General features: G+C 50.3%; 9 protein-coding genes and 2 tRNA genes. 3 read left to right on the top strand and 8 right to left on the bottom strand.

Annotation, left to right across the window (positions count from 1 at the left end):
- Positions 1-5: 5 nt before the first annotated feature.
- Both MKX60_RS28600 and MKX60_RS28595 read right to left on the bottom strand, forming a co-directional pair.
- Positions 6-4,139, bottom strand: a complete 4,134-nt coding sequence (locus MKX60_RS28600) for a DUF4855 domain-containing protein (RefSeq protein WP_341061641.1) — start codon at positions 4,137-4,139, stop codon at positions 6-8.
- A 29-nt stretch (positions 4,140-4,168) separates the two neighbouring features.
- Positions 4,169-8,479 (bottom strand): discoidin domain-containing protein, encoded by a 4,311-nt coding sequence (locus MKX60_RS28595; RefSeq protein ID WP_341061640.1) that lies wholly within the window; start codon positions 8,477-8,479, stop codon positions 4,169-4,171.
- Between the two features lie 535 nt (positions 8,480-9,014).
- Here MKX60_RS28595 and MKX60_RS28590 point away from each other — a divergent pair.
- Together MKX60_RS28590 and MKX60_RS28585 are read left to right on the top strand one after the other, a co-directional pair.
- The gene (locus MKX60_RS28590) at positions 9,015-9,845 is read left to right on the top strand and encodes a hypothetical protein (protein WP_341061639.1); all 831 of its coding nucleotides are present in this window, start codon (positions 9,015-9,017) and stop codon (positions 9,843-9,845) included.
- A gap of 184 nt (positions 9,846-10,029) precedes the next feature.
- Positions 10,030-10,251, top strand: coding sequence for a hypothetical protein (locus MKX60_RS28585; RefSeq protein WP_231573411.1), 222 nt, complete (start codon positions 10,030-10,032; stop codon positions 10,249-10,251).
- 516 nt (positions 10,252-10,767) lie between these two features.
- Here the strand turns inward: MKX60_RS28585 and MKX60_RS28580 are convergent.
- The 3 genes from MKX60_RS28580 to nrdR all read right to left on the bottom strand — a co-directional run bounded on the left by MKX60_RS28580 (position 10,768) and on the right by nrdR (position 11,562).
- A tRNA-Lys gene (locus MKX60_RS28580) sits at positions 10,768-10,840 on the bottom strand.
- Positions 10,841-10,850: 10 nt separating this feature from the next.
- Positions 10,851-10,926, bottom strand: a tRNA-Ala gene (locus MKX60_RS28575).
- A 159-nt stretch (positions 10,927-11,085) separates the two neighbouring features.
- The gene (nrdR, locus tag MKX60_RS28570) at positions 11,086-11,562 is read right to left on the bottom strand and encodes a transcriptional regulator NrdR (RefSeq protein WP_042126015.1); all 477 of its coding nucleotides are present in this window, start codon (positions 11,560-11,562) and stop codon (positions 11,086-11,088) included.
- A 164-nt stretch (positions 11,563-11,726) separates the two neighbouring features.
- Here nrdR and MKX60_RS28565 point away from each other — a divergent pair, with 164 nt between their 5' ends.
- A complete protein-coding gene (locus MKX60_RS28565; RefSeq protein ID WP_042126012.1) occupies positions 11,727-11,945 on the top strand; it encodes an alpha/beta-type small acid-soluble spore protein in 219 nt (72 codons plus the stop codon).
- 79 nt (positions 11,946-12,024) lie between these two features.
- On the opposite strand, the gene MKX60_RS28560 is transcribed toward MKX60_RS28565, so the two are convergent.
- Genes MKX60_RS28560 through MKX60_RS28550 form a run of 3 tightly spaced genes read right to left on the bottom strand, consistent with a single transcriptional unit; the run spans position 12,025 to position 13,937 of the window.
- Entirely contained in the window at positions 12,025-12,588 is a 564-nt protein-coding gene (locus MKX60_RS28560) for a lytic transglycosylase domain-containing protein (RefSeq protein WP_076283312.1), read from the bottom strand.
- On the bottom strand, positions 12,585-13,181 hold the full coding sequence (coaE, locus tag MKX60_RS28555; protein WP_076300911.1) for a dephospho-CoA kinase: 597 nt from the start codon (positions 13,179-13,181) through the stop codon (positions 12,585-12,587). Before coaE ends, MKX60_RS28560 begins: the two co-directional genes overlap by 4 nt.
- Positions 13,182-13,190: 9 nt before the next feature.
- A complete protein-coding gene (locus tag MKX60_RS28550) occupies positions 13,191-13,937 on the bottom strand; it encodes an MntP/YtaF family protein (RefSeq protein ID WP_076283314.1) in 747 nt (248 codons plus the stop codon).
- Positions 13,938-13,991 lie beyond the last annotated feature (54 nt).

Raw genomic sequence — 13,991 nt, 5'->3', positions numbered from 1 at the left:
CGCGTCTACTCCTGCTGCTGCCCCTCTATTAATTGAAGAACGCGATACAAGAACGTCGCCGCTTCCGCTCTGCTGGTCGTACTCTTCGGCTTCATATAGCCGCCCGAGCCCGTAACCAGCCCATGCTCGAACAGAGTTGCCACGCTGTCCGCAGCATATGGCGCAATCTGGCTCGCATCACGGAAGCCCTCAAGTGTTGAACCGGATGCGGACGGCTTGATTGCCCCCGTCGTTTGAAGCGCTCGGGTTAGCATAACCATAGCGTCCTGGCGGCTGATTGAGTCACGAGGAGCAAAGTTAACTTCGTTCACTCCCGAAACGATTCCCAATTGCTTGACGATGGACACCGCATCGTAGTAATAATCATTCGGTTTCACATCGGTGAACGTCGAGGTAATCTCGGCGCGCAGGTCAAGCATGTTCACCAGCATAAGGATAAAATCAGCTCGCGTTACTTGATTTGCGGGGCTGAAAGTGCCATTTTCGATCGAAGTGCCTTTGACGATGCCTCTTTCGGCCAGCTTCTCTATCGCCTCGCGCGCCCATTTATGCTTGCCAAGGTCAGTGAACGCAACTGGTTTCTTGCCGCCGACAGCATAGACGCCGACTTGGTCGATGGAGAATCGCAGTACGCCCTTGTCTTTGTCATAAGACGTGCCATCAATTACTGCCGCGCTGTCCCCCGTCAGCTCGAAAGCTTGCAGATCAGCAGCTTGCTCGCCCGCTTGAAGCGAATACGGAATCGCAATGGAAATCGGTGCCTTCGCATTATTCCAAGACAGAGCTTCACCGTCCAGTTGCAATGCAACTTCAACGATTGGCCTGTTGCCGATCCGGCCAGCCGCTTCGTTGCCGCGATACTCGCCTGCATGGTCGCTTACGATAACGAGCAGCTTTCCGGCATTCTCCTTGACTCCAGCCAGCATGTCGCCAGTCAAAGCAAGCTGGGCATACGGCGTGGAGATATGCAGAATCAGATTAGACTGGTTCGTCAGATTAGCTGCGGGAAGCTCCAAAGCATAGCTGTCAGCCGCGTTCGACAGCTTCAATTCAAGACGAATATGCTTGTTGCCGTTGCTGTCGGCTGTTGCCTTGAGAATCGCGGCATTCAGATCCGCTGCTCCGACCGAAGCCACAGCCTGATTGCCTTTCAATGTCGGGACAAGCACGGCTTTGACTGAACCGTACGTTTGCAACGTATACGGATCTTGCGCCGAACCGCCTCCAATGCTGCCCCCATTGCCTCCGCCAGTGGAAGGCGGCTTGCGATATTCGAAGGCGGCCTGCGCTGGAGTCGTCATGTCATCCGTTTCAAGCTCGACCGTATACAGTCCTTGCTCTTCTCCGGTTAACGTAAAGGCGATGCGGAAGCTTCCGTCATCCTCAGTGCCCGTCTGGCCGGTATATTGAATGTTGCCTTTTGGGTCAAGCACTTTGACATACAAATGTTCTTTCTTGCCGTTCATGACTAACCCATTGATCGTAACTTTCTTCGTGGAGGCGTCCACGGCGGTTTGTATGCCGTCCAGTGTCTTCAGCTCTTGCCGCTGGGAAAGATTGTACACGCCGAATTCATAGAAGGAATAACCGTAGAACGTTGCCCGATTCAGTCCCTCAAACTTGATGTATCTCGCCGTCGTTGCCGGGAATACCAGCGTATTCTTGCCGTCGGACGCTTTAACCACGCCATTGTTGCCGACTTTCAAGGGCTCCCACGTCTGCTTATCATCCGAGACGCTCAGACGGTATTGGTCCGCGCGCGCATATTCCCAATCGATGCGGACCGTATCGAAGGTTTGCTTGCTGTCCAGATCGATCTGGAACCAAGCCGTATCGCGCACTTCGCTCGCCCAGCGCGTACCCGGTGCGCCATCCAGCGCCTTAGAAGGCTCTAGACCTGCGGCTTCCGTCGAGGATGCCTCTGCTTCTTTGTCTTGTGCGATGCTGCCAATCTCGTAATACACGCCTTCCTTCAGGGCCGTATAAGCGCCTTCCGTTACAAATTCAAGGCCTTTAGCCCCTTCCAGCTTCGCATTGAATGCCAGCAAATAGCCTATGGCTTCCTCAGGATCGCTCTCTTGCGTACGCTCCATCATAATCAGAGCGTTGCGCATAGCGCGTACCGTATCGGCAGTGCTAAGCTGCTTGTTGTCTGCGTATTTATCAACAAGAGCCAATAGACCTTCAGCGCCCAAACGAGCTTCTATTACGAACTTAACCGTCTTGGATTTGGCAGCCGCCACCGTCAGCTCCAGCACATGCTTGCCCGGCTTGCCCGTCAGATCTACTATAGTTCCTTGCGTATAAGGTTTGCCGTCATACTTGGCCGTTACTTTGACGATACCGCTGTCATCATCTCCCGGAATGGCCCAGGTGAAGGCGGCCTGTGTCGTATCAGGCACAATCGTATGCTCCGAGATCGGCTCCCCGTTCATGAGCGCTACAACATCAGGCGCAGCGGCGTCTTGCTTCTGATAAGTGCCCTTCACGAATTGGTACAGCCAATCGTAGAGGACGCGGATAGCAGGATCCTCGCTTTTCGCCGCGCTGAAAATGGCGTTGTTGCCTTGATAATACGCTCTATACCCTTGCTGCATTAGCCCTGTATCCACGCCGCTGTTCAAGTAATCGATGAACCGCTCGCGGAAGACGGCGTCATTGATCATCCGGTCATCGAACTCCAGCTCCAGCGACATGCCGTACCGTTTCGCCATATCCGCTGTATCTTCCAGACGCGAGAACTCCATTTTCTCGAAGAAATAGTTCGGCTGCAGAGATACGGCATCGATGCCGACATCCTTCCACATGAATTTCTTATAAGCCAAAGAATGAGGGATCCAGAACATCTTCAGGTCTGCGTTATGAACGATGTCGCTCGCTTTCTTGACCATCTCCGGGCCAGTCGAATGCGTGCTTATTTGTTCCTCCAGCCAATACATGCCGACGAGCTCCAGATTCGAGTAGCCCGCAGCTGCCCATCTTGCTTGCACTTCATCGGTCCACCACTGAATCGCTTTGGCCCGGTTGTTCAGCGATACGTCATTACCGACCACACTTAGGTTGAAGTCCAGATTTTCATCGTTAATGCTGCCAAAATCGGACTGATATTCGCCCGGATCGGGTATCATCATAACAACCTTCGTCTTACGGTCAGGCTCGCCAAGCTTCGCGCCTACCTCGGCCGTCGCCTCGTTCAGCGCGCTCATATCGCCGCCGGTGTTAAACGTTTTATTCAAATACCATTCCCATTCCACTCTTCTGGCTTTGCCGGCCGCTTCAACCGCGCCGAAGCCTCTGCCGTTTTCCGACGTCAAACCCAGATACAGCACGCCGTCGAACAGCCAATCGACAGGCTCTCCCTGCTTGTTCACATAGCTGATATTAGGGATAACCCGTTCCTTCGTCCAGGTTCCTGTACCATCCGGGTAATGCCCGTTATACAGCAAGCCCAAATTTTCAATTCCGCCAGTAGCCTCCCCAGGTTGCTGGAGACCATAAGGTTCGGGCTGCACTGGCTGGGCTCCGTCGATCAAGCCGTCCGCGCCGGTTATCGTCACCTCGTCGATCATAGTCCACGCCCTCGGATGCACGGAGAACACCACTTTCACATACTGAGCGTAAACCAATCCTTCGGTATAATCGCCACGCTTGACGACTCCGGTCTCTGGGCTGCCGTCCCATTTATACGTCTCGGTGTTGGTCTGATCGCCCCATAACAATTTAGTCGCATTATGAGACAATACGCCCCAGTTCACCCCATCGTCAGACGCGTAGAATGAAACGGTGAGCGGTACAAGCGTTTCGTTGTTCGGCCAATCTTGCAAGAAACGCGCGCTCACGTCCTTGATCGTTTTTTGCTCGCCTAGATCAAACACAACCGAACGGGATTTCTTGTAGCGGTGGCCCACCCAGTTGCCGCTGTCACGGGATGTGTCTACGGCATTGCCGTCCGTCAGCTTCGTCCCGTCATCCGGGAAAGCGTCCTCCGGCTGATCCAACCATGTGTACGTTTTTCCTTGAACCAAATTATAAAAGCTGGCACTCTCTCCGCCCGGCTCCTCCGCATACACGGAGGATATCAACGAGAACAGCATGACCGGGACAAGCAGCAAAGCAGTCAAACTTCGTCTAGTTTTCACTTAAGCTCACGCTCTCTTTCTATACATAATTAGTTCTGCTCCTGCGCTTGCAATTCTGCAAGCGCATCGAGCATGTTCAGAATGACGACCACAGCTTCAGCACGCGTCGCCGAGGCGGCCGGGGCAAACCGGTTGTCCCCGCGAACGTTCATTACTCCCGCCTCCTGGGCTGCTGCCACATACGGCTTCGCCCAATCCGGGATTTGATCCGCGTCCGCATAAGAGAGCTCATGCCCTTCCGAAGTCTTCAGGCCCAAGCTGCGAACAATCATCGCTGCCAGTTCTGCTCGGCTAATCGAAGCCTTCGGACGGAAGGTCCCATCCGCATAGCCGCTGATCAGGCCGGATTCCAAGGCTTGCGCAATATAAGGATTCGCCCAAGCTTTAATTGAGACTGCGTCCGCGAAGTCCAGCGAACTGTTCGTACCTTGCAGCTTCAACGCTTTGACCAACATGACGACGAATTCGTCCCTGCTGACCGTCTTATTCGGCTTGAACGTCTCGTCGGTATAGCCCGCTACGAATCCAAGCTCAACGGCCCGTTTGATGGACGCTTTTGCCCAATGGCTCGCAATATCGTTCAGTCGAACCGTTGTCGATCCGCCAGACTCCCCGCCATTGCCATTGCCGTTGCCGTTCTCATTGCCATTGCCTGGATCTCCGCCTCCCGGATTCGAACCGCCGTTTTGGCCTTCTTCCGGATCTGGAGTTTTTGGAGTCGGAACCCATCCTCCGCCACCAGAGCTAGGCAACGCTTTGATTTTGATCTTGAACGTTTTTTTCGCGGATGCATCTCCCTTGCTGATCGTCGCGGTCAGCACGACCTCCATGTCGCTGCCTGACGGACGTTGCAACAATTGTCCGTTGGCATTCAGATAGTCGGGCTTCGAGCTGCTCCAGACGATACGCGTGCCGAGCTGTCCTTTCTGCGGTAGATAGAGATTCGCGGCAATGCTTTCATTCACATTAAGCTCGATCAGACCCATTACGTCTTCGATCGTTAGACGATCGCGCGCAACGCTCAGCCCGGCATACGCCTGCTCGGCCTCAGGACGAGTCAGCTGGGCGGTTTGAATCGCCGCAGTCGCTTGTACCATCGCCTGTTGAAGCTGTGCCCAGCCCTCAGGAGAATAATTGTCCTCCACGAGCTTGTAGGCCTCGATAGCCGTCAACAGGTCGATAATCGGCCGTATATTGCCGAGCTTATATTCCTCGCCGTACACTTCAAATTCCTCAAAGGAATAGCCGAACATGGTAGCTCTGGATACGCCTTCGAACTTCACGTATCTGGCTGGCGTGCTTTGGAAGGTAGTCACGACGCGTCCCGGCTTGCCGTTAATCTCGCCGTTGTTGTCTTTCACGACATTCGTCCAGTTCTCCTTGTCCTCGGACACGAGAATGCGGTACTTCGAACCGTAAGCCGTTTGCCACAAAATAGATACAGCATCAATGTTCTTCGCTTCACCCAGATCCACCATGAACCAGGTATCGTCCACCCAATTGCTGGACCATCTGGTGTCCCCTCTGCCGTCCACCGCTTTGTCCGCCGTGTAGGACGAGGATTCCGGCAGCGAGGATTCGGCTTGCTTATGCAAAGCCAGATTTCCATGCAGGTCCACGTAGATGTTCCTTACGATGAGTTCGTCAATCAAGCCTTTAAAAGCATTCGTTTCACTGCCTATTTTGGCTACTGGCAATACGAACGTTTCCAACTTGGAGCCGTCTTTGAGAGTAGCCGTATACTCACTGCCGTTAATGAAGATGGAGGTCCCCGTGTCATCGCCGATCATAATGACATGGGTCCAGCGGTCGGTCGGCAGCTTATAATTGAATTCGCTGACGTAGTTTTCTTTCGTGATGGCCAGTTTGCCGCTGCCCCCGATGTTATATTTCAGCTGTCCATCCGGAGATTCCAGCAGCACAGCTCCTTGCGGGTTGTCAGCGTCCGGTTTGATCCACATGGACATCGTCCATCCGAAACCGAGCGTGCGAAGCGGCGTTTCCACGTAGCTGGCTCCGCCTTTGAGCCTTACTGCTTGCCCGAAGATTCCCTTCTCCGTGCCTGCATTCACCGCGTTGCCGTCAAAGCCGTTGCCCGAACGATCCGCGAAGCCCTCGTCGAAAGTATAATCGAGAACGATATTGCGCTCATTGTCGACTTGAAGCTTGTGCGACTGATGAACACCCGGCGGGTCCACGTACTTTGCGGCATCCGTCTGGAAGCTTGCAAAGTTCCGGTCGACGCGGTTGCCTCTCCACAGCTTCTCCGCCAACACTTGCATGGAAGGCAAGATACGCTGATGCGAGTCCGCCATGGAGACGCCCTTCTCTACAGACACGTCGTTCCAGAGCGCGAACATGCCGCCTTTTACCTGCGGGTGCCCATAAGGAAGCTTCGTCTCCAGCCAATCGTTAGGCTCCCACTCATTGTAAATAAAATCGTAATTCAAATAGCTGCGGTACAGTTGCGGAACGATATAGAGCAAGTTCGTGTTGGTATTGACAACGTCGTAGCCAAGCTTAATGGCCTGCAAGACACTTCCGTACGGCTCATACCAGATGTCCATCGTCGCATTGTTGCTGACTGGCGTCGTGCCGTCATATGCGGACAGACTGCCCCACAGACGAGCGCGCTTGCCTTTGCTGTTAATGTGGTTAAGGAGCATATCCGCGTACCTGCGGAACGCCTCCTTGTCGTCGCCGAAATATTCATCCGTGCCGACGTGCACGTCCGGGCCGACGAAGGTCGGATTGCTGCCGTCGAGATACTCGTCAAAGAGTTCTTTAATGAAGTCGAGCGTCTCCGGACGATTGATATCCAGCTGATTGTTGCTGCCCAACCTAGGGTCGTAAGCGATGAACGCGCCGGAATGGCCCGGTGTATCGATTTCCGGCACGACGTTTACGCCGTATTCCATCCCAAGCAGCTGCAGGTCTCTGAATTGCTGCTTCGTATAGAAGCCGTCCTTGCTCGTCACTCCCGGGAATTTCTCGCTCTCCAGACGGAAGTAACCGACATCGCCGACATCATCGTTCAGATGAATCTGGAACCGGTTCATCTTATAGTAGGACATCAACTTCACATAATCCCGCAAAAATTCGATCGTATAAAACTTGCGGCCCACATCGAGCATGAAGCCTCGATCCGCGTATTTCGGATAATCGCGCGATTGCCCCTTGGGCATCGTCTTATGATCGGCATCGTGGCCGAGCAGTTGAAGGATCGTTTTTGTGCCGAACATGACGCCCGTCTGATCGGAGCCAGCGACGGAAGTATATTCGCCGATATTCAGCTCATAGCCCTCTGTCCCCAATCCCGTTTGCGCGGCATCCAGCACCAAATAGATGTCCCCCTCTTGAGGTGAACCAACCGTAACCGTCAGCGGAAGCTTCGTTAAATCAAGCAAGTCCTTCCGCAAAATATTGGCCGTCCCCTTCAGAGCCGCTTCATCCTCCGCGCGAATGACGATATTGGATTTATCCGTCAAGCGGAACTCGCCGGTTGTGCCCAGCCACTCACGCAAAGAAGGAATGACTCGCGGCTCCGGGTTCCGATCGCTCGTCTGCTCGTAGAGACCGGGTACGGTGACTAGCGCATTATCCGCTAACAGATATGTCGGATCGCTGTCGCTCTCGATTTGCAGCAGCAGCTGAACCTGAGTATCCACAAGCGGCGCATGAATATTGCCCTGCTCGTCGATCACCGGCAAGCTGTCCGTGTTCACCAGCGTCAGCGTATAACCATCCGGTACAGCGGGCAGGTTCAGCTGAGTGTCTCCCTCGGAGACGACGATGCTGTTTTTGACCGCATCCATCATAGGCGGCAACAGCGGTTTGCCCTTGTATACCTCGAATTCCCAGAAGGAGTATCCGTAATAGATACCCTCAATTGGACGTCGCGTTACTCCTTGGAACTTAACGTATTGCGCCAGTGTCGGCTCAAAATCGATCGTATCCTCGACTGATCCGCGGGCGACGAGCACGCGGTTGTCCGCGAATACGTTCCTCCAGGTTACCGCATCGTCAGACACGAGAACTTGATATTGTTCCGCCGGAGTCTGCCAGTTGATGATTACTCTTCCAATTTCTACAGGCTCGCCCAGATCAACGTAGAACCACTGGTCATCCGTTCTTTCCGAAGACCAGCGGCTTGCATCCCGATTGCCACCGTCGACCGCTTTCTCAGGCCCGAAAAAGTCTACTTCGTTCGACGACGAATAAGCCGTCTTTCCTAAAGCCAGATTACCTGTTGCGGCGTCGGACTTCTCCGATGAAACGGCAACTAAAATGAAAGCGGTAACAAAAAACACTAAAAAAATATTCCTATACCGTAAACGCACTAAGATCCCCCCCCGTTGTTTATTAGCTCGAATTTTACTCCAGCTTACCGCATGACCCTCCATGCTCAACTGCTGCAGCAATTTTATTATAAGTAGGGGCATTCGTTTCATCGATATACTTGTCTTTACAATACATATACAAATGTGGACATTCGGCCTTCTATGGTGAATCAAGCATGCCAACATTTCTGTCATATCTCATGCTAATTAATAGTACAAAATCGTGATCCTTTCGAAGAGTAGTGAAAAAGAAAAAAGCCATTTCAGTAGAATTGGCTTTTCTTCATGTTATGGAAATAGAGCCTAGGGGGATACGCTACGCCCTGCACATTCTCCGTCTACCCGTCATGGGAGTCTAAAACGACTATACCCATGAACAAATCTTGGCATTTGATGTGGAATTAAGGAGAATCGCCCTAGGCTTTAAGCCCTATTCTCGAGGGGGAGTATATCCGTTGCCCTATTCAGGACCCGCCGATCTTATAGGATAATATAGAAAATGTATCCACTTGAATAGGGATGGGAGTGATTCCTCTTGTTACAATTAAACAGCGAACTGTGGGGCAAGCTAACCGGTCCTTACGAGTCGGGCGAAATGGTACCTGAACTGTTGGAGCGTCTGATGCTTGATTTCGATAAAGAAGTTTTCGACGAGCTATTCCAGGAGCACTTATATCACCAAAATACGATCTATACCGTCACTTACGCGGCAGTACCTTATCTGGCCAAACTTGCTCTCGCATCAAAAAATATGGAAGTGCGCCATGAAATCTACATCACTTGCGGGATTATCGAGTCGTGTCATGACAAAACTAGATCTGAGCCGTATCCCTCGGATTGGAACGAACTCGCTGCTGAAGCGGGAAACGAGGTTTGCGCGGAGATGTACCAATCTTACTTAAAAGCGATAGCGGAGCTTGCTTCGCTGGTTCCAGAGATGTTGGCCTACGCCAAACAAGAAATAAGCAGCGATACCGAAAAAAGATATGTTCTCATTGCCGACGCGGCTTATCGGAAATCCCAGAGCGTGGCAAACATGTTTCTGAATTTTACGGCTGGCGACGAATATGCGGCCGTTTGCGCAGCATGTAATCAAGAGGCTTACTTGTGGCCGAGCGGAGAAGGCGGTCGTATACAAGCATTCGCGGAAGATCCGGTATTCGAACCCCTTCAGGCAGCACATGAGGTTACTCCGGTTGAGGCATTCGTTGAAGCGGAACATCAAATACTGGCGGAGCGAGCCGATCAGCTGGGCGATTCCTCTTTTTTGAACCAATTGCCGTATTTGGCCGGGGAAATGAATTGTCCTTCATGCGGCGCCAGAATGCAGGTTTGGCCTAGTTTGCTTTCGACTTTTGGAGGGTAATAAACAGGAACTGGATATCGCATCCATTTCTATGTTTGGGGGGGAATGACTTATCAGTGTTTCTATTTATTACACATGCACGAGGGAATACGTCCTAACAGAAAGCGAACAACAAGCAATCACAGCCATTGTCCAACGTTATGATCAGGATTTTGAAGGGAAAGACCGGGCGGAGTCTTTCACAGTGTACAAATTCGATTCGTCCAGATCAACGGAGATCTTCGCTGGCGCTACCAAGCTGTCCATGACGGATCAGATTGAAGATTTGCTGAACGATTTATTTCATTGGTTGAAATGTTTGACCGAGATACGTAGAAAAGTAGACGGTGGTGAATGGCATGTTCACCTGGATGATATCGATGCCGTGTGGGATGATGAATTAGGCTGGAAAATGCCTGAAAACTGATTTCCATAATGAATGCCATGCACTTGCTTGCCAGCATTCAAATCATAATCATTACCTTTTAGACTACTTACACTTGAAGTCGCTAAAAACGAGCTAATGTTCAATTTTAACGTCAGTTCTACTGAATCTCGGTAAACCCTAACACACTCAATGATCGTACTAAGCATCATTTTCTTTTTAGCAGTAGAAGCTTTCTTAAATACCTCGCGCCAAACAGGAATATAGGTCTGGAGAGCCTGCATTTCAACTTGTTCTACCTTTTTAGCATTGAGCTTCTGAATTACCTCAAAAAGAAATAGACCGCCCTAGTCCAAAGGATGCGGTCTATTTCTGCCCGTAATACCTGAAAGCAGCCGCCCTTAAAAGCGGCTATTGTACTGGGAGCCGTGTTTCCGCACGGCTGTCTTTGCATTGTACGATTTATCTACCCAAACTATACCACGATCAAAACCAAATAAAAAGTCACTCCGCTTCCTGAACAACAAAAGAAACGGCATTTCTGCCGTTTCTTTAGGATGGACTCTCAGGGGCTCGAACCCTGGACAAATAGATTAAGAGTCTACTGCTCTACCAACTGAGCTAAGAGTCCATATGAAGTTTGGTGGAGCCAAGGGGGATCGAACCCCTGACCTCATCGCTGCCAGCGATGCGCTCTCCCAGCTGAGCTATGGCCCCAAACGTAATTTTCAGATGTATGTAATCACACATTCTAAAATTCAGTTCGGTGTATTTAAGTCATTCTGACAAATCCAAGCGCCGTAGGCGACTCCTATATAATATAAAAAATCGCCTTCGCTGTCAACACTTTTTTTAGTCATTAGACTAGCCACAACTCTACAATCTGTCCAGATCCCCAGTGCTCTTAGATAGCAGACCCTTCAGTTCCTTCATAAACATGTTAATGTCCTTAAACTGGCGGTATACGGAAGCAAAGCGAACGTAGGCGACTTCATCTACTGGATAGAGCTGCTCCATAACCAACTCACCGATCTGTTGGCTCTCCACCTCAGCTACGGCGATACCGCGTAGGGATTTCTCTACCTCAGAGACGATCTTCTCTAGACGTTCTACAGAGACGGGGCGTTTCTCGCAAGCACGGATAAGACCACGCAGTATTTTATCACGGCTGAACTCCTCGCGGCTACCGTCTTTTTTGATCACGATTAACGGTGTTTCCTCGATCATTTCAAAGGTTGTAAACCGTTTGCTGCAACGCTCACATTCACGCCTGCGGCGGATGGACTTATTCTCATTCGCTGGTCGCGAGTCGAGCACTTTAGTATTTGTGTGATCGCAGTAAGGGCATTTCATAAGCTTCATCACTTCCTATTACATAATGTTTTTAGTCCCGGTATGTTAAACATCCGGCTTTTAAAGGGCTATTTCATTTTTTCCAGAAATCACCGTTTTTTTATTGTAATGATTATGGCAAGTCCGGCACATAATACAGTTACCAACAGAGGAGGTGAACAGCAATGAGCCAAAACAACAGCTCCAATAACCTTGTAGCTCCAAATTCCCGTGGTGCTTTGGAACAACTTAAATATGAAGTTGCCCAAGAACTCGGAATCACGCTTTCCCCAGATGGTTACCAAGGCAATAAAACTTCTTATGAAAATGGTTCGATCGGTGGTTACATCACTAAACGTCTTGTAACCCTGGCAGAACAACAATTGGCAGGTCAATACAAATAACCTGTCCACATAAGCTTACTGAAGAAGTATTAAACGATCGCAAGATCGTTTAATGCTTCTTTTTATACATAACACGGTTTTAGAATTCGTTGTAAATATCCGTGTACTGATCATAGTAATAGTTGACGCGCTGTACATAATGGCGGGTTTCACCAAACGGAATATCCTTAATGGTAGCATCCGTTCCATCCCAGATCCCCTCATCCAGCCATTTTTGAACTTTACCCGGTCCAGCATTATATGCAGCGATAACCGCTGTACGTTTACCTTCGAATTGACGGGATAATGTTGAAAGATACCAGGTACCTAGTTCAATATTTGCTGATGGTTCATGCTTTAGCTCCTCCATAGAAACATCAGGAAGCTTGGCCTTTTCAAGGGCCCATTTGGCGGTATCCGGCATAAGCTGCATTAAACCTATAGCACCTTTTCTGGATTCTCGTCCAGTTTTGAAGTTCGTTTCCACTCGGATAATCGAAGCCACTAGAAATGGGTCAATATCGTACGTAACGCTGTGCTTACGGATCTCATCTTTATAATGGATCGGATAAAACCAGGACATCCAGTTCGTACTCAGAAACAATATCGCAGTAAAACCAATGAATAACAGAAGAAGGACTCTTTTTTTACGTAACCATTTCATGATAAGCCCAGCCTGTCCCAAAGAACAGCAACCTGTTGCTCAGTGTGCGCAAGTTCGCCACTGTTGTCAATGATATAGTCCGCTTTGTTACGCTTCGCTTCAATATCCATCTGTGCATTTAAGCGTGCTTCTGCTTGTTCTATAGAAAGTCCGTTACGTTCCATTAATCGAGCGATTTGCACTTCACGAGGCACGTAGACCACCAGTATTTCATGGAACATGTTCTCGAGTCCTGATTCGAAAAGAAGAGGGATATCCACAATGGTTAACTTCTTTGGATCTTCTTCCTCCATGCTGTTCATACGTTCTTTAATCTCCCGCCGGATTGCGGGATGCGTCAGATTGTTCAGGGCTTGCAGGGCCGCCGGGTCTTGAAATACAATGTCCCCCAGCTTGCCCCTATTCAGTGTGCCATCCGAAGAGAGGATCTCGCTTCCGAATTGTTTCACAGCCGCAGCCAGCACCTCATGACCGGGGAGCATAACTTCTCTGGCGATCACATCCGCGTCAACCAGCCTCGCTCCCTTGCTCACAAGCAGTGCGGACACCGTGCTTTTTCCGGATGCAATGCCTCCGGTTAAGCCAATAATCATGTACTCACCTCATAATAGCTTCAGTATTCCCATTGTAATTAATAATAACGCGGGTAGTGCAGCAGCATGCTTCATCCAGTAGTTCCCGGCGAATCTTAATCCAGTCTTCATGCCCAGCAATAGAAATGTACCACTAAACAGAGCAATTGTAAGTGATGTCCATATCGGATTGAACCCCAGCAATGCTGCGCCAAGTCCAGCTCCAAAAGCATCTAGAGAGAGGGCAATCCCGAGCAGCATAGCCTCCATCGAAGAAATACTCCCGGAATCATCCATATCTGCAGAAGACGGAGTACGTAAGATCTGTACAACAATCCCCAATCGTCGTAACTCAAGGGAAAAGACAGCCGACTTTGCCTGCTCAGGAGCCATGGTAACCTGTTCTACAACATCTTCAGTATCAACAGCTACCTCTGCCCGAGCTTCTGTGGATAGCACATTTTCTTCACTACCTACTTTACGCTCACCTGTCTGTTCCTTCTCTTTCTGCATTAACATCTGGACGAGCGACCAGCACCCCATTAGCACGAGTATAACAGCGCCAACCTCAGAAGCTGCATGTGGAGACACTACCTTGGCAAGCAGAACACCCACTTGCATTGATACACAGATAACTACCCCCGAACAAAGCGAGATAATCAGAATGGAGAGCAATGGTATTTTCATTTTACGCAGTCCATATGTAATACCAACGCCAAAACCATCCAAACTCAAAGCAAAAGCTAGTAATATTAGTGAAAAAAATGGGCTGAGCACCCGCAATCCCTCCTGTGAAGAACCGGAACACTGAAGAATACACTTCATTCAGCT

It is taken from the genome of Paenibacillus sp. FSL R5-0914, assembly GCF_038004525.1.
GTDB lineage: Bacteria > Bacillota > Bacilli > Paenibacillales > Paenibacillaceae > Paenibacillus_AQ.
The sequence above is the reverse complement of the archived record's forward strand: the minus strand, read 5'-3'. Positions and strand labels throughout refer to the sequence as shown.